Source organism: Embleya sp. NPDC001921, assembly GCF_053594475.1.
Genome location: NZ_JBSFEO010000059.1, coordinates 26,427 through 48,408, shown reverse-complemented (window position 1 = coordinate 48,408; position 21,982 = coordinate 26,427). Strand labels below are relative to the sequence as shown.

19 protein-coding genes are annotated in these 21,982 nt (G+C 72.0%); 9 read left to right on the top strand and 10 right to left on the bottom strand.

Features of this window, described 5'->3' with window-relative positions:
• Positions 1 to 161: 161 nt before the first annotated feature.
• Positions 162 to 1,124 carry an alpha/beta hydrolase gene (locus tag ACWCPW_RS44420; RefSeq protein ID WP_449767323.1) on the bottom strand — a complete coding sequence of 321 codons (963 nt, stop codon included), beginning with the start codon at positions 1,122 to 1,124 and terminating at the stop codon, positions 162 to 164.
• Positions 1,125 to 1,295: 171 nt separating this feature from the next.
• On the opposite strand from ACWCPW_RS44420, the gene ACWCPW_RS44415 reads away from it, so the two are divergent.
• Positions 1,296 to 2,510, top strand: coding sequence for a hypothetical protein (locus tag ACWCPW_RS44415; RefSeq protein ID WP_449767322.1), 1,215 nt, complete (start codon positions 1,296 to 1,298; stop codon positions 2,508 to 2,510).
• Between the two features lie 105 nt (positions 2,511 to 2,615).
• Here the strand turns inward: ACWCPW_RS44415 and ACWCPW_RS44410 are convergent, their stop codons facing one another.
• The 5 genes from ACWCPW_RS44410 to ACWCPW_RS44390 form a co-directional block, all read right to left on the bottom strand.
• Positions 2,616 to 4,325, bottom strand: a complete 1,710-nt coding sequence (locus ACWCPW_RS44410) for an FAD-dependent monooxygenase (RefSeq protein WP_449767321.1) — start codon at positions 4,323 to 4,325, stop codon at positions 2,616 to 2,618.
• A gap of 150 nt (positions 4,326 to 4,475) precedes the next feature.
• Positions 4,476 to 5,360 (bottom strand): amino acid ABC transporter permease, encoded by an 885-nt coding sequence (locus ACWCPW_RS44405; RefSeq protein WP_449767320.1) that lies wholly within the window; start codon positions 5,358 to 5,360, stop codon positions 4,476 to 4,478.
• On the bottom strand, positions 5,357 to 6,004 hold the full coding sequence (locus ACWCPW_RS44400; protein WP_395869399.1) for an amino acid ABC transporter permease: 648 nt from the start codon (positions 6,002 to 6,004) through the stop codon (positions 5,357 to 5,359). The genes ACWCPW_RS44405 and ACWCPW_RS44400 overlap by 4 nt, the downstream gene beginning before the upstream one ends.
• Positions 6,005 to 6,151: 147 nt before the next feature.
• Positions 6,152 to 7,102 (bottom strand): glutamate ABC transporter substrate-binding protein, encoded by a 951-nt coding sequence (locus ACWCPW_RS44395; protein ID WP_449767319.1) that lies wholly within the window; start codon positions 7,100 to 7,102, stop codon positions 6,152 to 6,154.
• Between the two features lie 136 nt (positions 7,103 to 7,238).
• Positions 7,239 to 8,015 carry an amino acid ABC transporter ATP-binding protein gene (locus ACWCPW_RS44390; protein ID WP_395869600.1) on the bottom strand — a complete coding sequence of 259 codons (777 nt, stop codon included), beginning with the start codon at positions 8,013 to 8,015 and terminating at the stop codon, positions 7,239 to 7,241.
• A 226-nt stretch (positions 8,016 to 8,241) separates the two neighbouring features.
• Here ACWCPW_RS44390 and ACWCPW_RS44385 point away from each other — a divergent pair, with 226 nt between their 5' ends.
• Together ACWCPW_RS44385 and ACWCPW_RS44380 are read left to right on the top strand one after the other, a co-directional pair.
• Positions 8,242 to 8,919, top strand: a complete 678-nt coding sequence (locus ACWCPW_RS44385; protein WP_449767318.1) for a response regulator transcription factor — start codon at positions 8,242 to 8,244, stop codon at positions 8,917 to 8,919.
• Positions 8,920 to 8,955: 36 nt separating this feature from the next.
• On the top strand, positions 8,956 to 10,371 hold the full coding sequence (locus ACWCPW_RS44380) for a sensor histidine kinase (RefSeq protein ID WP_449767317.1): 1,416 nt from the start codon (positions 8,956 to 8,958) through the stop codon (positions 10,369 to 10,371).
• A 30-nt stretch (positions 10,372 to 10,401) separates the two neighbouring features.
• Here the strand turns inward: ACWCPW_RS44380 and ACWCPW_RS44375 are convergent, their stop codons facing one another.
• Both ACWCPW_RS44375 and ACWCPW_RS44370 read right to left on the bottom strand, forming a co-directional pair.
• On the bottom strand, positions 10,402 to 12,318 hold the full coding sequence (locus tag ACWCPW_RS44375) for a bifunctional serine/threonine-protein kinase/glutamate ABC transporter substrate-binding protein (protein ID WP_449767316.1): 1,917 nt from the start codon (positions 12,316 to 12,318) through the stop codon (positions 10,402 to 10,404).
• Positions 12,319 to 12,529: 211 nt separating this feature from the next.
• Positions 12,530 to 13,531 carry a TAXI family TRAP transporter solute-binding subunit gene (locus tag ACWCPW_RS44370; RefSeq protein WP_449767315.1) on the bottom strand — a complete coding sequence of 334 codons (1,002 nt, stop codon included), beginning with the start codon at positions 13,529 to 13,531 and terminating at the stop codon, positions 12,530 to 12,532.
• A gap of 68 nt (positions 13,532 to 13,599) precedes the next feature.
• Here ACWCPW_RS44370 and miaB point away from each other — a divergent pair, with 68 nt between their 5' ends.
• Entirely contained in the window at positions 13,600 to 15,087 is a 1,488-nt protein-coding gene (miaB, locus tag ACWCPW_RS44365) for a tRNA (N6-isopentenyl adenosine(37)-C2)-methylthiotransferase MiaB (protein ID WP_449767314.1), read from the top strand.
• A gap of 7 nt (positions 15,088 to 15,094) precedes the next feature.
• Here miaB and ACWCPW_RS44360 read toward each other — a convergent pair whose 3' ends face one another.
• On the bottom strand, positions 15,095 to 15,682 hold the full coding sequence (locus ACWCPW_RS44360) for a histidine phosphatase family protein (RefSeq protein ID WP_449767313.1): 588 nt from the start codon (positions 15,680 to 15,682) through the stop codon (positions 15,095 to 15,097).
• A gap of 61 nt (positions 15,683 to 15,743) precedes the next feature.
• On the opposite strand from ACWCPW_RS44360, the gene ACWCPW_RS44355 reads away from it, so the two are divergent.
• On the top strand, positions 15,744 to 16,463 hold the full coding sequence (locus tag ACWCPW_RS44355) for a hypothetical protein (protein ID WP_449767312.1): 720 nt from the start codon (positions 15,744 to 15,746) through the stop codon (positions 16,461 to 16,463).
• Between the two features lie 98 nt (positions 16,464 to 16,561).
• Here the strand turns inward: ACWCPW_RS44355 and ACWCPW_RS44350 are convergent, their stop codons facing one another.
• Complete coding sequence (locus ACWCPW_RS44350; RefSeq protein ID WP_449767311.1) at positions 16,562 to 17,053, bottom strand: Rv0909 family putative TA system antitoxin; 492 nt, start codon at positions 17,051 to 17,053, stop codon at positions 16,562 to 16,564.
• A 233-nt stretch (positions 17,054 to 17,286) separates the two neighbouring features.
• Between ACWCPW_RS44350 and miaA the strand changes: the two genes are divergently transcribed.
• From miaA to ACWCPW_RS44330, 4 genes are all read left to right on the top strand, one after another.
• A complete protein-coding gene (miaA, locus tag ACWCPW_RS44345) occupies positions 17,287 to 18,195 on the top strand; it encodes a tRNA (adenosine(37)-N6)-dimethylallyltransferase MiaA (protein ID WP_449767310.1) in 909 nt (302 codons plus the stop codon).
• Positions 18,196 to 18,294: 99 nt separating this feature from the next.
• Complete coding sequence (gene ggt / locus ACWCPW_RS44340) at positions 18,295 to 20,082, top strand: gamma-glutamyltransferase (RefSeq protein WP_449767352.1); 1,788 nt, start codon at positions 18,295 to 18,297, stop codon at positions 20,080 to 20,082.
• A gap of 127 nt (positions 20,083 to 20,209) precedes the next feature.
• Positions 20,210 to 21,064: a diaminopimelate epimerase gene (gene dapF, locus ACWCPW_RS44335; protein ID WP_449767309.1), complete on the top strand. Its 855-nt coding sequence runs from the start codon at positions 20,210 to 20,212 to the stop codon at positions 21,062 to 21,064.
• Between the two features lie 110 nt (positions 21,065 to 21,174).
• Complete coding sequence (locus ACWCPW_RS44330) at positions 21,175 to 21,918, top strand: SCO6745 family protein (RefSeq protein WP_449767308.1); 744 nt, start codon at positions 21,175 to 21,177, stop codon at positions 21,916 to 21,918.
• Positions 21,919 to 21,982 lie beyond the last annotated feature (64 nt).

Below are 21,982 nucleotides of genomic sequence, written 5' to 3'. Positions count from 1 at the left end.
GCCGGATTCGATCATGCACGTCACACTTGGAGAGTCCGCGCGCCGGATGTTTCTGCTGTCGCCCGAAGGCCGTGGACCTGTGGCCGTCCCGTCGAGCGTGAGCCCGACGGGACGGCCTTCGCATGTCCGGGGGCGGGGCGGAGTGAGGCGGCCCCGCCCGATCAGGCCAGCGTGCGCTCGAGGAACCGCGCGATCGTCGAGCGGTACTCGCGCGCCTCGGGCAACAACGCCGTGAGTTCGCCCGCGCCGTGCACGAAACCGTCCCAGCGCTTGGCCTCGACCGCGACGCCGGCCGCCTCCAGTTGCTTCGCGTAGGCCTCGCCCTCGTCCCGCAGCGGGTCGTACTCGCCGGTGAGCACCAGCGCGGTGGGCAGTCCGGCGAGGTCCTCGGCGAGCAGCGGTGAGGCGAGCGGGTCGGTGCGCTCGCTGCGCGGGCTGGTCAGGTAGAGCCGGACCGCCTCCTCCAGCGCCTCGCGGGTGAGCAGCAGGCCCTCGCCGTGCTCCTGCACGGAGGCCCCGGACAGGGTCAGGTCCAGGATCGGGGCGTCCAGCACCTGGGCGAGCGGGGTCGGCTGCCGGCGGTCGCGCAGCATGATCGCGCAGGCCGCGGCCAGGTTGCCGCCCGCGCCCGCGCCGCCGATGGCGACCTTGTCCGGGTTGACGCCGAGTTGGAAGGCGCGCTCCTGGACCCAGATCCACGCGGCGTACACGTCTTCCAGGGGCCACGGGAACTTGAACTCGGGTGCCAGGCGATACTCGACCGAGACCACCACGGCGCCGCTCTCGGCGGCGATGTGCGCGCAGTGCGCGTCGGAGCGGTCCACCGAGCCGAGCCACCACGTGCCGTCGTGCAGGTACACGTAGCCTGGACGACCGCCCCTGGGGGCGGCGCCGGCCGGCGTGTACACGCGGGCGGTGATCTTGCCCGGTTCGGGTTCCTTCACCGTGATGTTCACATCCCGCGTCGTCACACCTTCCGGCGCGGGCTCGACGAACGCGAGGATGGACGACTCGAGAGCTTTGTTCGACGCGGCACGACGCTCCGCCAGGGGCAGGTCGGCCGGAAGGGGCGGCGCGGCGGCGACAGCGTCGAGAATCGGCTGGATCTGCGGTGCGACGGGCATGCGACTCCTCCGAACGGACTACGAAGCAGCACAGTAGAACTTCGCGCCCGGAGTTGACAGGGCGTCAGAAGTCGAACGCGTGACATAGGCCACACAGAAAACGCGCGAAGGGCGTCAACCGTGTCAGTTGCCCTCGGCGTTGAATAACCGGAACCCACTGAGGAGTACGTGTTGACCGTCATCGACGAGCCCCGGATACCGGGCGCGCCGCCGTCCACCCCGGGCCGGGGCGCCCCCGACGCGAACCCGTCCGGGGCCCTGTCGGTCGCGGAGCGCGGAATCCGGCTGCTGTGGCCGCCGTTGGCGGTGTACGCGGGCACCGCCGTGCTCCAGCTACTGGTGCTCTCGTGGATGATCCCGGCGGGCGGTCCGAGCCTGCGCGACCGGCTGATGCAGTGGGACGCCCACTGGTACGTGGACGTCGCCGCGCACGGCTACCCGGACAGCTTCACGTACACCCCCGAGGGCGACCTCACCGGCAACACCCTCGCGTTCTTTCCGCTGTATCCGGGCCTGGTCCGGATCGTGCACTACCTGACCGGCGCCGACTACGAGACGGCCGGCCTGATCGCCGGACACCTCGCGACCGCCGTCGCGCTGTGCGTGCTGTACGTGTTCATGCAGCGCCTGTACGACCGGCGCGCGGCGCTGGTGATGACGGTGCTCGTGGGCGGCGCGCAGCCGATGGGCGTGGTCTTCTCGATGGCCTACAGCGAGACGCTGTTCCTGGCGCTCGCGGTGGGCACGCTGCTCGCCGCGCACCGACGGGCCTGGATGACCGCGGGCCTGCTCGCGTGCCTGACCAGCGTCACCCGACCGGCCGGCATCGCGGCGATCGCCGCGCTGGGGGTGGCCGCGCTGCTGGAGATGTGGCAACACCGGCGGCTCCTGTATCCGCCGATCGCGGCGTGTGTGATCGCGTGCCTGGGCATGCCGATGTACCTGCTGTGGGTGGGCACCCGGCTCGGTGAGACCGACGCGTGGTTCACCATCCAGGACGCCGGCTGGGGCACCAGGTGGGACAACGGCGAGGCGCTCTGGCACTTCCTGACCGACACGCTGCGCAACGGCGACCAGTGGATAGCGGTCAGTACGGCGGTGCTGATCATCGCGGCCGTGGCCGGCTCGCTGGTCGCGCTGAACCGACGGATCTGGCCGCCGCTGGCGGTGTACGGCCTGTCGATACTGGTGATGACGCTGTGCCAGAGCAACTACTACCACTCGAAGCTGCGGCTGATGATCCCCACGCTGCTGTTCTTCGTCCCGCTCGCGACGGTGCTGGCGCGTGCCCGCACGCGTACGACGGTGCTGGTGCTCGCCGGGATGTGTCTGTTCGGCATGTGGTACGGCGCGTACATGCTCACCACGTGGCACTACGGGATCTGATCCGGGCCCGGTCCGGCCTGCGGTCCGCCGTCGTCGAGCGCCGGAGGGGCCGATCGATGGTCGGCCCCTCCGGCGTCCGAGGACCGGGCGGTTCCGGCCGCCGCTTCAGTGCCCCGCGCCGCGGGCGCGGTCGATGGTCTCCTCGAGGATGTCCAGGTGCTCGGGGGGCAGGTGCGCCGCGAGGTAGCCGTCCGGCCGGATCAGCAGGATCGTGTGCGCGCCGGCGCCCGGGTACTCCGGGGTGACCACCAGCTCGGCCGGCGCGGCGAGTTTGTCCAGGCGCGCGCGCAGCCGCGGCATCAGGCCCGCCTCGCGCCAGCGATCGCCGTGCCACACCTCTATGCCGGGGGCGATCAACAGCACGACCAGTCCTCGGTCCAGGCACTCGGTCAGCCACCCGTCGGCGCCGTCCGCGCGGACCACCGGGACGTCCCGGATACATTCGCCGACCCCGGGGCCGGGGGTGAGCAGCGGCGAGCCGGTGTAGTCGGGGCCCGACGTGTTCGCGGCCGGGCCGCGCGGGTCGAGCCGGCGCAACGTGGTGCCCTTGCCGCGCGCGCCCATCAGGGTCAGCCGGCGGCCCATCTTCTGCGCCGGACTCACCGGCGCGAGGAAGTGCAGCGCGTCCTCGCCGAGCGCCAGCCGTCGCCGGGCGGCCCCCCGACGCTCGCCGTGGTAGGTCTCCAACAGGCGGATCGGAGCGTATCCGCGCAGCGTGAAGGCCAGCTTCCAGGCCAGGTTGCGGACGTCCTGGAGTCCGAGTTCGACCGCGTCCGCGGCGGACGGGTGGACCAGGTGCGCGGCGTCCCCGGCCAGCAGCACCCGGCCGACCCGGAAGCGGCGGGCGAGCCGCTGGTGCACCTCGTACTCGCCGCTCCACAGCAGGTCGTGCGCGGGATCCTCGGCACTGTCGGAGTCGGGGGAGAGCGCGTCCAGCGTGCGCAACACCGAACGCACCCGCGCGGAGACCCGCTTGGGGTCGGCCAGGTCGCCCACGACCTGGATCACCCGGGTCTCCTCGGCGGCCTTGGCCACCCCGTGGGCCATCGGGAGCTGCCAGGTCAGTCGCCATACGTCGTCCGGCAGCGGCTGGGCCAGGACCGTGCCGCCGCGGTGGAAGGGCGGGTCCACGAACAACCACGGGGTGGCCGGCCCGCTCGTGTCCGGGGTCGGCGGCTCGTCGGCGAGCGAGGGGTCCGGCGGCACCAGCGAGGTCGCGGTGATCCGGCGCGGCAGCCGTACCTTCACGTCCGCGCACAACAGGCGGTCCACCCGCGGGCGGCCGGGGAAGCGCACGTTCACCGCGCGCCGGACCACCGAGCGCGAACCGTCGCAGGCCACCAGCCACTGCGCGCGCCACTTGACCGGGCCGCCGGGACCGCGGGCGAGCAGGGTGACCGAGGTCTCGTCCTGTTCGACCCCCTCGATCCGGTGTCGCCACGCGGTGGTCACCAGTGGGCTCGCGTGCACGGCGTCCAACAGGGCGCGCTCCAGGCGCTGTTGGGAAAGTCCGTAGCGGACCGGGGCCTCCGGCTCGTCGACCGGCTGCGGGACGTCGCGGGTGCGTCGGCGGATCCGCTGCACGCCCCACGGCTCGGCGGCGCCGTCGAGCCGGGTGCCGGTCAGGTCGTAGACGAAGGCCAGCGTCGCGCCGTCGAGCGCGCACGCGCGCGAGCCCGCCCGCGGTGTGCCGTTGCCGGAGTCCACCACGACCGAGCGCACCCCGCGCCCGGCCAGTGCCAGGGCGGCCGCCAAACCGGCGGGCCCGGCACCCGCGATGATCACCGAGTCCGCGCGCGGAGCGTTGCCCGCCATCGTGGCCCCCCAAGTGTTGCAAGACGTGTCGTACTCGTCGCCCATCATCCGGCACCGGGGCCCTTCGACGACAAAGCGACGCCCCGCGGGTGGCGTTCACCGCGGGGCGTCGGTCGGTGGTGCGGGGATGGGACGGTGCGTCCGGCGGGGTCAGACGGCCACCGCGTCGCGGGACGACTCGCCCGGCGCCGGCGTGGCGACGGCCGGCGGCTTGCCCTTGCGCGAGGTGCGCAGCCTGCGCTCGAGCCACGTGGCGAACGCCGACAGGATCATGCACATCGCGACGTAGATCGTGCCGACGATGATCGTGACCGGGATGAACGGCATGTGGTAGTCCTGGTAGCCACCGATCAGCTTGGCCGCCGCGAGCAGTTCCGGGTAGGTGATCAGGAAGCCGAGCGAGGTGTCCTTGAGGGTCACCACGACCTGGCTGATGATCGTCGGGAGCATGGTGCGGATGCCCTGCGGGACCAGGATCATCGTCATCACCTGGGTCTTGCGCATGCCCAGCGCGTAGGCCGCCTCGCTCTGGCCCTTGGGCACGGCGAGGATGCCCGCGCGGATGTTCTCCGCCTGCACGGTGCCGTTGTAGATGGTCAGGCCGACCACCAGCGGCCACATCGGATCCCACTTCCACCAGCCCTGGCTGCCCGGGACGAGGTAGAGCATGAAGATCAGCACCAGCAGCGGCATGGCGCGGAAGAAGGTGACGAACGTGGTCGAGGCCCAGCGCACGATTTTGTGATCGGAGAGCCGGCCGGCGGCCAGGAAGGCGCCGAGCACGATCGAGAACACCGCGGCCAGCGCGAACGCCTTCAGGGTCGCCTTGAGGCCGTCGAAGATGAACTGCTGGACACCCGTGTACTGGAACGGGTCCCACTTGGCCGCCTCGAACTGGCCGGTGTCCTCGAACCGCACGACCACGAAGACCATGAACGCGATCAGGGCCACGCTGCCCAGCACGCCGATGATCAGGTTGCGCCGGCGCGCCTTGGGGCCCGGTACGTCGAACAGCACACTCGCTTCGCGGCTCATCGGACCACCGCCAGCTTCTTCTCGAGCGCGGCGAGGAGCGCGCTCATGGTCAAGGTGATGATCAGATAGCCGACCGCGATCCACAGCAGGACCCACAGCGACTTGTAGCCGTTCTCCACCATCTGCGCCTGGGTGCCCATGAGTTCGGTGACGTTGAAGGCGCTGGCGATGGCCGAGTTGCGGACCATCGCGATCAGCAGGCTGCCGATCGGCGGGACCGCCGCCCGACCGGCCTGCGGCAGCACGATCTGGCTCAGCGTCTGGGTGAAGGACATGCCCAGGCTGCGGGCGGCCTCGGCCTGACCGATCGGGACGGTGTTGATGCCCGAGCGGATCGCCTCGCAGATGAAGGCGGCGGTGTACGTGCTCAGCGCGATGACCGCGAACTGGAAGAAGGAGAGGTTGAAGCGCAGCTTGGGGAAGCCGAGTGCGACGGCGAAGAAGATCAGCGTCAGGGGGGTGTTGCGGAACAGATTGACGTAGGCGGCGCCGAACCAGCGCAGCGGGGGCACCGGCGAGACCCGACACGCGGCTATCAGCGTGCCGAGCAGAAGCGACACGATCCCACAGACGACGGTCAGCTTGAGCGTCCCGACGAAGCCGTGCCGCAAGAGATCCCAGTTGTCCTGGATCACCTCGAGCATCGTGATCGAGCCCTCCTCTCCGTGATCGTGGGTTCAGGGGTGGGGTGACGGCCCGTTCCCCCGGTCACGTGCGGCGGGGAGCGGGAGGGGTCGTGCGCCGACCGGTCCCGGGGGAGCCGGGACCGGTCGGCGCGCGACGATCGACGGTCAGTAGCGGACGAGCGCCGGAATGGCCGGGGCGGCGGAGCCGGACAGGCCGAGCGTGGCGTCGTACGCCTTCTTCCAGTCGCCGCTCTTCTCGTGTGCCTCGATGGCGTCGCTGACCGCGTTGCGGAACACCGCGTCGTCCTTGTTCAGGCCGACGCCGTAGTTCTCGGTGGTGAACGGCTCGCCGACCACCTTGAGCGCGCCCGGGTCCTTGGCCGCGTAGCCCTTGAGGATCGCGTCGTCGGTGGAGACCGCGTCGACCTGGTTCGACAGCAGGCTCTCGACGCACAGCGAGTACGTGTCGAACACCCGGGTGGTGGTCTCGGGGAACTTGCTCTGCAGGTTCTGCAGCGGGGTGGAGCCCTTCGCGGAGCACACCGTCTTGCCCTTGATGGTGTCCTTGCCGGTGATCGCGGTCTCGTTCTTGCGGACCAGCAGGGACTGGCCGGCGATGTAGTACGGACCCGCGAAGGACACCTGCTCCTTGCGCTTGTCGGTGATGCTGTAGGTGCCGACGTAGTAGTCGATGTCACCGTTGACCAGCGCGTTCTCACGGTTGGTCGACGCGATGGCCTTGAACTCGATCTTGTCCGGGCCGAAGCCCAGGTCGGCCGCGATCATCTTGGCGATCTCGATGTCGAAGCCGGAGTACTTGCCGGTGGCCGGGTCCTTGGAGCCGAGGAAGGGCTGGTCCTCCTTGGCGCCGACGATCAGCTTGCCGCGCTTCTTGGCGTTGTCGAAGGTCTTCGAGCCGGTGAGCGCGACGTCCGTCTTGGGCGTGTAGGTGGGCAGCTCGGGCTTGGCCGCACCGGGAGCGCCGGGCGCGCCCTGCGAACCACCGGTGGTGCCGCCCGGCGTCTTGGCCTCCGGCGAACCGTCCTTGCCGCACGCGGTACCGAACAGGGCGAGCACGGCGATGCCGGCGACGGCCACGGATGAGCGCATCTTCATGATCAACGTCCTTGCGTGAATGAGGCGAAACAGGCCTGAGGACAACAGAAACTCGTGGGGCGAAGCGCGAGTCGTGCCGCCGATCGGAGCGGGCGCGCCGACGGCGCCCGACGCGACTCGGGGAGGCGGGATCGACTCAGTGGTGCAGGATCTTGGAGAGGAAGTCCCGAGCACGGTCGCTGCGCGGGTTGCTGAAGAACTCCTCGGGCGTGTTCTCCTCGACGATGCGGCCGTCCGCCATGAAGATCACCCGGTTCGCGGCGGAGCGCGCGAAGCCCATCTCGTGGGTCACCACGACCATCGTCATGCCCTCGCGGGCCAGGTCGCGCATGACCTCGAGGACCTCGTTGATCATCTCCGGGTCGAGCGCCGAGGTGGGCTCGTCGAAGAGCATCACCTTGGGCTCCATGGCCAGCGCCCGGGCGATCGCGACGCGCTGCTGCTGACCACCGGAGAGTTGGGCCGGGTACTTGTCCGCCTGACTGCCCACGCCGACCCGGTCCAGCAGTTCGTGCGCCCGACGGGTGACCACGTCGGCCTTCTCCCGGCGCACCTTGAGTGGGCCGAGCGTCACGTTCTGCAGCACCGTCTTGTGCGCGAACAGGTTGAACGACTGGAACACCATGCCGACGTCCGAGCGCAGCCGGGCGAGCTCGCGGCCCTCCTGCGGGAGCAGGTTCCCGTCGATGGTGATCCGGCCGCCGTCGATCGCCTCCAGCCGGTTGATCGTGCGGCACAGGGTCGACTTGCCCGATCCGGACGGGCCGATGACGACGACGACCTCGCCCTTGTGGATCGTCAGGTCGATGTCCTGCAACACGTGCAGGGCGCCGAAGTGCTTGTTGACGTTCTCCAACACGACGAGGGGCTCGCCGGGGTGGGCGTCCTTGGTGGTGTCGCTCTTGGCGAGCACCGGCGGCTTCGGTGCGATGTCAGAGGCATCCGTCGTCACGATGGCGGGCTCCGTCCAGAGTCGTCCCGTATCTTTTTGCGCGACCGGGTGGCAGGTGGGTTCGAGAGTCTCCCGGCGACGCCGGGTGGTGCGTGACACTAGGGCAGGCAGCACCCCCCGAGTCAGTGCACTTGAGCTTGTCTTGAGGTCAAGAGTCGGTAACGGATCGTCAGATGTGAGGAACCACGTGCGCCTCCTGCTCGTCGAGGATGATCTGCGAGTCGCCGCGCCGCTACGCGCGGTCCTGGGTCGGCACGGCTTCACCGTGCGACACGCCACCACCGGCGAGGAAGCCCTCGCCGCGATCGACGACGTCCCCGACGTGGTCCTGCTCGACCTGTCGTTGCCCGACCACGACGGATTCGAGGTGTGCAGCCGGATCCGGCGGCTGTGCGACGTCCCGGTGATCATGGTCACCGCGCGTGCGGACATCCGGTCCCGGATACACGGCCTGAACCTGGGCGCCGACGACTACGTCACCAAGCCCTACGACATCGGCGAACTGCTGGCCCGAATACACGCGGTGAGCAGGCGCACGCGCAGTGACGCGCCGGCCGCGGAGAGTGCGCAGGCCGCCAAGGGGCCCGGCGGCATCGAACTGGACCCGGCCACCCGGCGGGTCACCGTCGGCGGCATCGACGTGGTGCTCACCCGCAAGGAGTTCGACCTGCTCGCGCTGCTGGCCCAGCGCCCGGGCGTGGTGTTCCGGCGCGAGCAGATCATCAGCGAGGTCTGGCACACGAGCTGGGCGGGCAACAACCGCACCCTGGAGGTGCACGTCGCGTCACTGCGGTCCAAGCTCGGCAATCCCGCGATCGTCGAGACGGTGCGCGGCGTGGGCTACCGTGTCGTCCCCGAAGCCTGATCCCACCGGCTTCCCGAAGGATCGTCACCGGTTCCTGTGCGCACCCGCCTGCTCGCGTTGCTCCTCGCCCTGATGACCGCAGTGCTGATCGCGCTCGGCATTCCGTTGGCGATCTCCCGCGCGTCCGCGCATCAGCAGGAGCTGATCCGGGACCGGGTGGACGACCTCACCCGCTTCGTCTCGGACACCCAGCTGACCGTGGTCTCCGACACCGTGCGCGCGCAGACCGACGGCGGGCAGCGGCCCGGTCCGGACGCCGCCGACCTGGACATGCTGCGCTCGGAACTGGAGCGCTACGAGGCCGTCTACGGCATCCGGGTGGGCGCGTTCGACCGGCGCGGTCAGCCGATCGCCGTGTCGCGTCCGGGATTTCGGATCGACCCGCGCTCGCCCGCGTTCACCGAGGCGCTGGCCGGGCGACGCAGCGACGACCCCGGGCAGGTGTGGCCCTGGCAGCGCGATCGCATCGTGGTGGCGGTCCCGGTGATCCACCGGGGCGACGTGGTCGCGGTGGTGCTCACCGACTCGCCGACCGGCCGGATGCGCTCGAAGATCCAGCGGGTGTGGCTGATCCTGTTCGCCGGAGAGGTGGTCGCGGTGCTCGCCGCGCTGCTGCTGGCGACCCGACTCACCGGATGGGTGCTGCGCCCGGTCCGGGTGCTCGACTCGGTGACCCACGAGATCGCCACCGGCCGGCTCGGGGCCCGCGTGGCCGGCGCCCAGGGTCCACCCGAACTCCGGCGCCTGGCACGGTCGTTCAACGAGATGGCGGACCACGTGGAGACCGTCGTGGACCAACAGCGGGCGTTCGCCGCGGACGCCTCGCACCAACTGCGCAACCCGTTGTCCGCGCTGCTGCTGCGGATCGAGGAACTGGGCCTGTCGCTGCCGCCCGGCCACGGCGAGACGCTGGACGGGGTGCGCGACGAGGGCCGTCGGCTCACCCACGTCCTGGACGAACTGCTGGAGTTGGCGCTGGCCGAGAACGCGCGCCCGTCCGCCCGGGCCGTGGACGTCGCGGCCCTGGTGCACGAGCGGGTCGACGCGTGGCAGACGCTGGCCCGCTCGCGCGGTCGTCGGTTCGAGCAGGAGGGCCCGCTCGCGCTGACCGGCAACGTGGATCCGGTCACCCTGGGCAGCGCGCTGGACGCGATCCTGGACAACGCGCTCAAGTTCGCTCCCGAGGACACCACGATCACCGTCGCGTGCTCGGCGGTGGGCAGCCGAGTGGAGATCCGGGTCAGCGACCGCGGGCCGGGACTGACCTTCGAGGAACTGCGCCGGGTGGGCGACCGGTTCTGGCGCAGCCCGCGGCACCAGAACGTGGACGGCTCCGGCCTGGGCCTGTCGATCGCCCGCACGCTGCTGGGCGCGAGTGGCGGCACGATCGACTTCGCCGCGCGCGAGGGCGGGGGACTGACCGTGACGATGATCGTGCCCAGGGCCGACTGAGCGCCGTCGGCCGCGGCCGACGCACCCGCGCTATTCGGCCACCCGGCACTGCGGCGCGCGCGGCTGCGGCAGGCCCAGCGGACGCAGTCGCACGTCGTAGGCGCGCTGCCAGTCGCCGTTGGCGATGTGCCGGTTCAGCGCTCCGCACACCGCCTCCGCGAGTGCTACGTCGCCCTTGCTCAGCCCCACGCCGTACGGCTCGTCCGAGAACGGCCGGCCCAGGATGCGCAGCGTGCCCGGGTGCTGGGCGACGAAGCCGGACAGGATCGCGTCGTCGGTGCTGACCCCGCGCACGTTCTTGGCCAGCAACTCGTCCACGCACTCGGAGTACTTGCCGCGCTCCTGGACCTTCATGGTCGGGAACTCGCTGCGGATGCGCACCGCCGACGTCGACTCGCGCACCACGCACACCGCGCTGTCGGCGAGGTCCTCGGGACCGTCGACGCCCGGCTCGTCCGTGCGGACCAGGAAGTCCTGGCCGGCGATGAAGTACGGCCCGGCGAACGAGACCTTCCGCGACCGGGCCGCGTTGATCGTGTAGCTGGCCACGACCAGGTCGACCTGCCCGCTGGTGATCCGGTACTCGCGGTTCTGCGTCTCCACGTCCATGAACGTGACGCGGTCCTTGAACCCGAGGTCCTCCGCGATCATCCGGGCGACGTCGTCGTCGAAGCCCTGATACGCCTGATCGCCGGTGCGCACGCTCCACCCCGGCTGGTCCGGCTTGACCCCGATGATGATCCGCCCCCGGGCCACCATCGCCCGATAGGTGGGCGATTTCTCGCGCAGGTCGGCGAACGGGTCGGGCGCGTGTGTGCCGCCCTCGGCCCGGTTGTTCTCCACCGCGAGCCAGGACGCGCCCACCGCGACCAACAGGAAGGCCAGCGCGGCGGGCAGCGCGATCCGGGTGCGCCGCCACCACCGGGCCCGGCCGAGCCGGCGCGGGGCGGGCTCCTCGATCGGCGGTCCGCCCGCGTAGGTCGCCTCGGCGCCCTCGTCCCACTCCTCGACCGCGCGCCGGGGCAGCGGGTCGCCGCCCCAGGTCACCGGTACCGAGTCCTGCACGACCCGGGTCAACAGCGCGTCGGTCTCCTTGGCGTCCAGTCGCCGGGTCGGGTCCTTGCGCAACAGGCCCATGATCACCGGCTCCAGCGGACCCGCGTGCCGGGGCGGCGCGGGCGGCGCGTTGACCACCGCGTCCACGACCTCCACGGGAGAGGCCCGACGAAACGGCGCGAGACCCTCGACCATCTCGTACAGCGTCGCGCCCAGCGACCACAGGTCGGAGGCCGGATCCAGCGCGTCCGGGTGGTCGGCGAGGGTGTGCTCGCTCGATCCGTCGTCGGTGAGCACGCTGGGCCGGGCCCGGGCGAAGTGCTCCGCGCGCTCGGGCGCGAGATAGCCCGGAGTGCCCAGCAGTTCGCCGAACTGGGTGACCTGCGGCGCGTCGGCGAAGGTGGCGATGCCGAAGTCGGTGAGCACCACCCGGCCGTCCATGCCCAGGAGCACGTTCGCCGGCTTCACGTCACGGTGCAGCACGCCCTTGGCGTGCGCGGCCCGCAGCGCCCGCAACACGTCCAGGCCGATCCGGGCCGCCTCGGCGTGGTCGAGTCGACCCTCCGCGCGGATCACGTCGGCCAGCGAGCGCGAGATCACCAATTCCATGACGATCCACGGCAAACCGTCCTCTTCGAAGACGTCGTGCACCGTCACCACGTTCTCGTGGCGGATGCGGGCCGCGGCGATCGCCTCGCGTTTGCTGCGCTCCAGCCAGGACCGCTGCGACCCGGCGTCCAGGGACTTCGGCAGCAGCAGTTCCTTGACCGCGACCTCGCGGCCGAGGGCGGTGTCCACGGCCAGCCAGACCTCGCCCATACCGCCTCGGCCGAGACTGCGGCTCAGGCGGTATCGATTGTTCAGTATTCGGCCGATCTCCCCCTCGGACACCGCGGTCGCACCCTCCTCCCGAGCAAGCGGGCCTCCCTGACCATGATTGCGGCCTTCCCCCCGGTCGGCTCACAGCGTCGGTTCGGGGACCGCGCACGGTCTGGCCTACAAGCTCAGAGCGTAGATGTCGGTCCCGAACACCATGACACGAACCCAGCATGTGCCATCGGGACCGCTTCGCGCGACGCCCTGGGCATCACGATCTGTCCGATCAGGGTTTCACCGATCGGTACCAGCTCTGGGCGCCGGAGTGCAGCGGCAGCGGATCGGTGAAGATCGCCGTCCTGGGGTCGACCAACTGCGCGGCGTGCACCTCGCGTCCGATCGCCTCCCGGTTCTCCATCACCGTCTCGGTCACCCGCCTGATCAGCACCGAATCCTGCGACGCCCGGGTGACCAACAGGTTCGGCACCGCGATCGTCGGCGTCTCGGTGCCCCCGGGATAGGCGTCCGCGGGCACCACCGCCTCGCGGTACACCGGTCCGTAGCGATCGCGCAGCTTGCCCGCGAGGTCGCCGAGTTGCACCAGCCGCACCGACCAGTGCTCGGCCAGGTCGGAGACCGCCCCGGTGGGCAGCCCGCCGGACCAGAAGAACGCGTCCACCGTGCCGTCGCGCAACCGCTGGGTGGCCTCGCCGATGCCGATCCGGACCGGCGTGATGGCCTGCTCCATGTCGCTCATGCCCACCTCGCTCAGCAGCCGGCGGGTGATCAGCTCCACCCCCGATCCGGGCAGCCCCACCACCACCCGGCGCCCGCGCAGATCGGTGATCCGCTGCACCGGCGAATCGGCGGGCACCACCAGTTGCACGTAGTCGTCGTACAACCGGGCCACCGCGCGCAACCCGTCCCGGTCGGCCGGCCCCAGGTCGGCCACCGCGTCCGAGGTGGCGATGCCGAACGTGTCCACACCCTCGATCACCCGGCGCAGGTTCTCCACCGACCCCCCGCTGGAGTTCACCGCGACCCGCACCTTGAGGTCCGCGGACAGCCGGGGCCGCAACAGTTCGCCGTAGCGGTGGTACACCCCGGTCGGCACCCCGGTGGCCAACGAGACCGGCCCGCCCGGCGTCGGCCGCTCGTCCGTCGAGAGCACCGCGTAGCCCCCGAGCACGCACAGCAGCACGAACGTGGCCAGCCCGGCCCGCACCAGGCGCGGCCGGCGCGCGCAGGCGTCGCGCACGGAAACGGGGAGGAACGACAAGGAGGGCACGGCGGCGAGTTTGCCATGGCGGACGCCCACACACGCCACGAAGCAAACCCCGTACCCTGTCGGGTGTTATGACTGCGCGAAGCTATGAGGTCCGCACCTACGGGTGCCAGATGAACGTCCACGACTCCGAGCGACTGTCCGGTCTGCTGGAGGACGCGGGTTACGTCCGCGCGCCCAAGGGGGAGCCGGCCGACGTGGTCGTCTTCAACACGTGCGCCGTCCGCGAGAACGCGGACAACAAGCTGTACGGGAACCTGGGCCACCTCGCGCCCGCGAAGGCCGAACGCCCCGGCATGCAGATCGCGGTCGGCGGCTGCCTCGCGCAGAAGGACCGGGACACCATCGTGCGCAAGGCGCCGTGGGTGGACGTGGTCTTCGGCACGCACAACGTGGGCGCGCTGCCGGTGCTCCTGGAGCGGGCCCGGATCGAGCAGGAGGCCCAGGTCGAGATCCTGGAGTCGCTCGACGTCTTCCCCTCCACGCTGCCCACCCGACGCGAGTCGGCGTACGCGGCGTGGGTGGCCGTCTCGGTGGGCTGCAACAACACCTGCACGTTCTGCATCGTGCCCGCGCTGCGCGGCAAGGAGAAGGACCGCCGCCCCGGCGACGTGCTCGCGGAGATCGAGACGCTGGTCGGCGAGGGCGTGATCGAGGTCACCCTGCTCGGCCAGAACGTGAACGCGTACGGCTCGGACATGGGCGACCGCGAGGCGTTCTCCAAGCTGCTCCGCTCGTGCGGACGGATCGACGGCCTGGAGCGGGTGCGCTTCACCTCGCCGCACCCGCGCGACTTCACCGACGACGTGATCGCGGCGATGGCCGAGACGCCGAACGTGATGCACCAGTTGCACATGCCACTGCAGTCCGGCTCGGACGCGGTGTTGCGCGCGATGCGCCGCTCCTACCGGCAGGACCGCTTCCTGGGGATCATCGAGCGGGTGCGCGCGGCGATGCCGGACGCGGCGATCTCCACCGACATCATCGTGGGCTTCCCCGGGGAGACCGACGAGGACTTCGAGCAGACCCTGCACACCGTGCGCGAGGCCCGGTTCGCCGCCGCGTTCACGTTCCAGTACTCCAAGCGCCCCGGCACGCCCGCCGCCACGATGGACGGCCAGGTGCCCAAGGAGGTCGTGACCGAGCGCTACCAGCGGCTGCTCGCGCTCCAGGAGGAGATCTCCTGGGCGGAGAACCGCGCCCAGGTCGGCCGCACCCTGGAGGTGCTGGTCGCCGAGGGCGAGGGCCGCAAGGACCACGACACCGCGCGGTTGTCCGGGCGGGCCCCGGACAACCGCCTGGTGCACTTCGAGCGCCCCGCCGAAGGCGTGCGACCGGGTGACATGGTCTCGGTCGAGATCACCTACGCCGCGCCGCACCACCTGCTCGCGGAGAAGCCGACCCTGGCGATCCGGCGCACCCCCGCGGGCGACGCGTGGGAGCGGCGCAACGCGGCCCCCGCCGCCCCCTCGGCCAAGGCCGGCGTACTGCTCGGCATGCCGCAGATCGGCGCGCCCGCGGTCGGGGCCGCCCCGACCGCGGTCGCCTGCTGCGACTGAGCGCCGCTCAGCTCACGTTCCACCCGAGCAGGACCGGCTGTTCGCGCTCGTAGCCGAGCGTGGACAGCCGGGCGGTCTCCAGCCGGAAGAGCCGGCCGTCCCGCGCCGGCAGACCCAGCCAGCGCGCGGTGAGCACGCGGAGCAGGTGGCCGTGCGCGACGAGCACCGCGTCCTCGCCGGCTTCGAGCACCGGACGCACCCGCTCCAGCACCCGGTCCACCCGGCGGCCCACGTCGGCGATCGACTCGCCCGGGTGCTCCGCGTCGCCGGGGATCACCCCGTCCCGCCACAGGAACCAGCCCGGCACACTCTCGCGGATCTCGTTCGTGGTGATGCCCTCGTAGCCGCCGTAGTCCCACTCGACCAGATCCGGTTCGACCTCGGCGCCGGTGATCCCGGCGAGTTCCGCGGTGTGTCGGGCCCGGACGAGCGGGCTGGTCAGGGCGAGTGCGAAGGTACGCCCGACGAGCAGGTCCGCGACCGCCTTCGCCTGGGCCTCGCCCTCCGGGGTCAGCGGGATGTCGGTCAGCCCCGTGTGCCGCCCGGACCTGCTCCACTGGGTCTCACCGTGTCGCACCAACATCAGTTCTGGCATGTGATCCATCCCATCACGCGCTCCGAGAGGCGTCGCGGCGGGCGCTTAGTACTCTCCCTGAATGCTCGTAGCCGCCGCGGTAGTCCCGTGCCCCCCGATGATCGTGCCCGAGCTGGCCCGCGGGGCCGTAGCCGAGCTGGACGGCCTGCGCGCCGCGTGTGATCAGGCCCTGGCCGCGCTGGCGGAGGCGGCACCCGACCGGTTGATCGTGCTGGGCGCGGGCGAGGCGGACGCGACGCTGGAGGCCGGCGGGACCGGCTCGTTCGCGCCGTACGGGGTCGACCTGGAGGTGACCCTGGGAGCGGGCGCCGCGGCACGCCTGTCGCCCGCGCTGACCGTCGGCGCGTGGCTGCTCGGCCGCTCCCCGTGGGCCGCCGACCGGATCGCCTCGGGGACCGCGCCGAGCCCGGTCAGCGGCGCGGAGATCGCCGCGGACGCCGAGCCCGCGCGGTGCGCGGCCCGGGGCGCCGAACTGGTCGCGGGCGCCGATCGGGTCGCGCTCCTGGTGGTGGGGGACGGGTCCGCGTGCCGGACCGAGAAGGCCCCCGGCTACCTCGACGCGCGCGCCGAGCCGTACGACCTCGCGCTCGGCGCGGCGCTCGAGGCGGCCGATCAGGTCGCGCTCGCGGAGCTGGACCCGGCGCTCGCACGGGAACTGTGGGTGGCGGGCCGGCCCGCGCTGCAAGCGCTGGCCGGTGCGGCGGGCCCGGGTCGGCACGGGCGGCTGCTCTACGCCGAGGCGCCCTACGGCGTCGGCTACTTCGTGGCGCTCTGGTCCTGACCGCGCGCTCTCGTTGTGACGGCGGCCGCGGCGGTGCGCCCCGGACACGACGACGGGCGGCGGCCACCGGGATCCGGTGACCACCGCCCGCGGGCGACTCAGGCGCCGGGTTCCGCCGGGGGACGGCTCTCGGGCGCCGCCTCGGCGGTCGCGTCGGGTGCGCCGCCGCCGGCCTTGCCCAGTGCCTCCTTGGCCTTGCCCGAGGCGCCCTGGATCTTGTCGGTGTGCTTGCCGCCGGTCTTGCGATCGGCGACCTCGGCGGCCTTGTCGACGCCCTTGTCGACCTTGTCGCCGTGCTGACCCAGCAGGCCCTCGGCCTTGGCCTTGATGTTGTCGAAGACACCCATGTCCCGCTCCTCCTCGGATGCGCCCGCCTCGACCGGTTCACCGGCCGCGTCCCCGGGGGCCCGGGGAGCGGGCGTCGTGGCCGTCGCCTCGACCGGTTCGGCCTCGGCGGCGGGCGATGCCGGCGTCGCGGGCCGGTCCTCGACCAGCGTGGCGGTGTCCGTACCCGCCGCGTTGTGCGAGCAGCACGGGCCGCTCTCGTCCGACGTACTCGGACGCCGCTTGAACCAGTCGAAAACACTCACAATTTCTCCTAGACCGTATGTCTGTGGTCGTTGTCGTGCATTTCGGCGGCAACACGGGGGACGTTGCGCCGAGCCGCCCGGAGTACATGGGTCGCCGGAGATCAACGAGAGCGAACGGTGCCGGTCACGACCACGCGGGCGGCCGTACCGCAACGAGCGACGGCACGCGTGGCGACGGCGCCCCGGGGCCGCGCCCGGCACGACCGGGGGCGGTGATCCGGCAGACTTGGGGGGTGAGTCCCCGTGTCATTGCCGTCGTCGGTCCCACTGCGGCCGGAAAGTCCGATCTGGGGGTCGCCTTGGCCCGTGCGCTGGACGGGGAGGTGATCAACACCGATTCCATGCAGCTCTACAAGGGCATGGACATCGGCACCGCCAAACTGACCGTCGCCGAACGCGAAGGCGTCCCGCACCACCTGCTCGACGTGTGGGACGTGACCGTCTCCGCCAGCGTGGCCGAGTACCAGCGCGACGCGCGGGTGCTGGTCGAGGACCTGCTGGCACGCGGCCGGACCCCCGTCCTGGTCGGCGGCTCGGGGCTGTACGTGCGCGCGGTGCTCGACGACCTGGAGTTTCCCGGCACCGACCCGAAGATCCGGGCCCGGCTGGAGGCCGAGGCCGAACGGGTGGGCCCCGGTCCGCTGCACGAGCGCCTCGCCGCGGCCGACCCGTCCGCCGCCGCCGCGATCCTGCCCGGCAACGCCCGACGGATCGTGCGCGCGCTGGAGGTCATCGAGCTCACCGGGCGGCCGTTCACCGCCACGCTGCCCACCCACCGCTCGTTCTACGACAGCGTGCAGATCGGGGTGGACGTGCCCCGACCGGTGCTGGACGAGCGGATCACCACGCGGGTGGACCGGATGTGGGCCGCGGGACTGGTCGAGGAGGTGCGCGAGCTGGAGAGGGTCGGTCTGCGCGAGGGCCGGACCGCGTCCCGCGCGCTGGGCTACGCGCAGGTGCTGCGACTGCTCGCGGGCGAGTGCACCGACGAGGAGGCCCGCGAGGACACCGTGCGCACCACCCGCCGGTTCGCCCGCAGGCAGGACACCTGGTTCCGGCGCGATCCGCGGATCGAGTGGCTGGAGCACTCCCGGGCCGACCTCCTGGATGCCGCGCTCGAACGGGTGATCCGACCCGCGTAGGGGTGTTGCGGGTGGGGCCCGCGTGGCACGGTGGGGGGTCCGTGGCACACCCAAACCTGCTCGGGGGAGGCGGTCGTGATCCGCTCTGTTCGTCGCGCCATGGCGCTGGGTACGGCGCTGGGGCTCGCGTTGACCATTCCGGGAGTGGCGTCCGCGCACCCCGGCGAATCGGCCGGCCCACCGGCCAAGCAGCCGGTGGCCACGGGGTGGGGCGGCGCGGTCTCCAGCGTCGACCCCGACGCCACCCGGATCGGTCTGGACGTGCTGCGCCGCGGCGGCAACGCGGTGGACGCCGCGGTGGCCACGGCCGCCGCGCTCGGCGTCACCGAGCCGTACTCGTCGGGGATCGGCGGCGGTGGCTACTTCGTCTACTACGACGCCCGCAGCCGCTCCGTGCGCACCCTGGACGGCCGGGAGACGGCACCCGCGAGGATGGGCGAGGGCGCGTTCCTCGACCCGGCCACCGGGCTGCCGATCCCGTTCGACCAGGGGGTCAACTCGGGGCTCTCGGTGGGTGTGCCCGGCACCCCGCAGACCTGGGACACCGCGCTGCGCAAGTGGGGCACCACCAACCTGCGCGCGGCCCTGGAGCCCGCCCGGGCACTGGCCGAGCGCGGGTTCGTGGTCGACCAGACCTTCCGCGACCAGACCGCGGCGAACGCGAGCCGGTTCGACGACATCGCCCCGACCGCGAAGCTGTTCCTGCCGAACGGGCAGCCGCCCGTCGTGGGCAGCGTCTTCCGCAATCCGGACCTGGCCCGGACCTACGAGCAACTCGGCCGCAACGGTGTGGACTGGTTGTATCGCGGCGGGCTCGGCCGCGAGGTGGTGCGCACCGCCCAACAACCACCGATGGCGCCCGGCGCGGACCGGGTCTTCCGGCCCGGCCTGATCGAAACCGGTGACCTCGCCCGCTACCGGGTGCTCGACCAGCGGCCCACCCGCGTCGACTTCCGCGGGCTGGACGTCTACGGCATGGCGCCGTCCTCGTCGGGCGGATCCACCGTGGGCGAGGCGCTCAACATGCTGGAGACCACCGACCCGCGCCGGCAGGACGAGGTCGCCGCGACGCACCACTACCTGGAGGCGTCCCGCCTCGCCTTCGCCGACCGCAACCGCTACGTCGGCGACCCGGCCTTCGTGGACGTACCGCTCCGGGGCCTGCTCGCGGACGGCTACGCCCGCGAGCGCGCGTGCCTGATCGACCCCGAGCACGCCGCGGTGAGCCCGGTCCCGCCGGGTGATCCCACCGCGCCGTACGACCGGAGCTGCCGGCCCACCGGCACCCCCGAGGCGGCCGAGCCGATCGAGGGGTTGTCCACGACCCACCTGGTCGCCGCCGACCGCTGGGGCAACGTGGTGTCCTACACGCTGACCATCGAGCAGACCGGCGGCAGCGCGATCACCGTGCCCGGCCGCGGCTTCCTGCTCAACAACGAGCTGACGGACTTCAACTTCGCGCCGCTCACCCCCGGCGTGTTCGACCCCAACCTGCCCGCGCCGGGCAAGCGCCCGCGCAGCAGCATGTCGCCGACGATCGTGCTCCGCGACGGTCGGCCGTTCATCGCGGTCGGCTCGCCCGGCGGCGCGACCATCATCACCACCGTGCTCCAGGTACTGACCGGGCGGCTGGACCGCGGGCTGCCCCTGCCGCAGGCGGTCGCCGCGCCGCGCCTGTCCCAGCGCAACGGGGCGGCCACCGAGGTCGAACCCGGGGTGCCGGCTTCGCTGCGCACGGCCCTGGAGCAACGCGGGCACGTGCTCAAGGCCAATCCGGAGATCGGCGCCGCCGCGGCGCTGGAGTTCCTCCCGGGCGGCCGGGTCCAAGCGGTGGCGGAACCGACCCGCAGGGGTGGTGGAGCCGCGGGTGTGGTCCGGCCCGACTGATCGGGCCCGATGGGCGGGAGCCCTCCGATAACGGGCCTCACCCTGGCGGTCCGACCCCTTCCCACACCCGAACGCCCCCGGTGGAAACCCGCCGGGGGCGTTCGCGGCCACGGCCTAGGATGGTGCGGTGAGCACTCTGCACTTCTTCAAGGGCCACGGCACCGAGAACGACTTCGTGATCGTGCCGGACGCGGACGGCGAGCTGGACCTGACCGCCGAGCAGGTCGTCGCGCTGTGCGATCGGCGCGCGGGCATCGGCGCCGACGGCGTGCTGCGCGTGGTGCGCGCGGCCAAGGACCCGGCCGCCGAGCATCTGGCGGGCGAGGCCGAGTGGTTCATGGACTACCGCAACAGCGACGGGTCGGTCGCGCAGATGTGCGGAAACGGCGTGCGGGTGTTCGGCCGGCACCTGGTCGAGCGCGGCCTGGCCGAGGCGGGCGAGCTGCGGGTGGCCACCCGTGACGGGGTCAAGGTGGTCACCGTGCCGAGCGAGGGCCCGGTCACCGTCGACATGGGCGCGGCCCGGCTGCCCGGCTCCGAGGGCATCGGGGTGGACGTCGAGGGGCGGGTGCGGCCCGCGACCAACGTCGACATGGGCAACCCGCACGCCGTGGTGTTCGTCGAGGACCTGGCCCAGGCGGGCCTGCTGTACACGGCGCCCGCGGTATCCCCGGAAGGGGCCTACCCCGAAGGGGTCAACGTCGAGTTCGTGGTGCGCCGGGGGCCGGGGCACGTGGCGATGCGGGTGCACGAGCGCGGCTCCGGGGAGACCCGCTCGTGCGGGACCGGGGCGTGTGCGGTGATGGTCGCCGCGGCGCGGGCGGACGGCGCGGAGCCGGCCGTCACCGGTGAGCCGGTCACCTACACGGTGGACGTCCCGGGCGGTCGGCTGGTGATCACCGAGCGGGTGGACGGCCACATCGAGATGACCGGCCCGGCCGTGATCGTCGCCGAGGGACGGGTCGACCTCGCCCGGCTGTGACATCCGGGCCGGCGATGTCGCCGGCCCGGTTCGGCACCTGTGCACGCCCGGCGCCCCGTGATAGGTCTTGCATGACCTGGTCAAGCAATACGTCATGGGGAGACAGCGGCATGAGCAGCTTGGACACGGCACGCGCCACCACCCGCGCGGTCAAGCAGACGGTGCAGGCGGGCGGGGCCTTCTTCTTCTCGCCGAACACGGTGGCGCGCGGCGCGGAGTTGGGCCTGGACGGCGTGACCCTGTACGTCACCGGTCGCGGCGGGGTGCTCGGTGACGCGGACGACGAGACGGTGGTCCGCGCGTTCCACCATTTCACCGCCGACACCCTGATCCCGATGTGGGAGGCGGGCAGCAAGGTCGCGCCGCCCGCGCGGATCGGCGAGCTGTACGCGGAATGCGTGCGCGCGTGGGGCCGCGAGCACCTGGCCGATCTGCCCGAGGTGGAGCGACTGGCCGCGATCACCACCCGGATCGTGCGGTCCAACGACCTGGGTGGGCTGGCTCCGCTCTACTCGGCCTGGCGCGGTGTACCTCTTGCGGATGACGCGCCCGCCGTGCTCGCGCAGAACCTCCAGACGCTGCGCGAGCACCGCGGCGGGCTGCACATCCTGGCGTTGGCCGCGCATCGTCTCTCGCCGGCGGAGGCCCAGGTGGCCGAGGCGAGCCCGTATCTGGAGTTCTACGGGCACCGGAAGCCGTTTCCCGAGGTCACGGACGATCTGAGGGCCCGGCGGGAGGCCGCGGAGGAGCTCACGGACGAGCTGGTGGCGGCCGGCTACGCGGTCCTGGACGAGGCCGAGGCGGCCGATTTCGCCGCCCTCGAACCGGCCCTGGGCGCGCGCCTGGCGCACTGACGCGGCCGGTGGGTCCCGGTACCGCGGTCCGGGAGAACCCCTGGGCGGGTCCTTCCTGGAGGTG

What these genes read in the sequence shown, in the direction of transcription:
- ACWCPW_RS44405 (WP_449767320.1), bottom strand. Translation starts at nt 5,360, where the DNA reads ATGAGCCGCGAAGCGAGTGTGCTGTTCGACGTACCGGGCCCCAAGGCG.
- ACWCPW_RS44355 (WP_449767312.1), top strand. Translation starts at nt 15,744, where the DNA reads ATGCTCGTAGCCGCCGCGGTAGTCCCGTGCCCCCCGATGATCGTGCCC.
- ACWCPW_RS44395 (WP_449767319.1), bottom strand. Translation starts at nt 7,102, where the DNA reads ATGAAGATGCGCTCATCCGTGGCCGTCGCCGGCATCGCCGTGCTCGCC.
- ACWCPW_RS44420 (WP_449767323.1), bottom strand. Translation starts at nt 1,124, where the DNA reads ATGCCCGTCGCACCGCAGATCCAGCCGATTCTCGACGCTGTCGCCGCC.
- ACWCPW_RS44360 (WP_449767313.1), bottom strand. Translation starts at nt 15,682, where the DNA reads ATGCCAGAACTGATGTTGGTGCGACACGGTGAGACCCAGTGGAGCAGG.
- ACWCPW_RS44330 (WP_449767308.1), top strand. Translation starts at nt 21,175, where the DNA reads ATGAGCAGCTTGGACACGGCACGCGCCACCACCCGCGCGGTCAAGCAG.
- ACWCPW_RS44410 (WP_449767321.1), bottom strand. Translation starts at nt 4,325, where the DNA reads ATGGCGGGCAACGCTCCGCGCGCGGACTCGGTGATCATCGCGGGTGCC.
- ACWCPW_RS44400 (WP_395869399.1), bottom strand. Translation starts at nt 6,004, where the DNA reads ATGCTCGAGGTGATCCAGGACAACTGGGATCTCTTGCGGCACGGCTTC.
- miaB (WP_449767314.1), top strand. Translation starts at nt 13,600, where the DNA reads ATGACTGCGCGAAGCTATGAGGTCCGCACCTACGGGTGCCAGATGAAC.
- ggt (WP_449767352.1), top strand. Translation starts at nt 18,295, where the DNA reads ATGGCGCTGGGTACGGCGCTGGGGCTCGCGTTGACCATTCCGGGAGTG.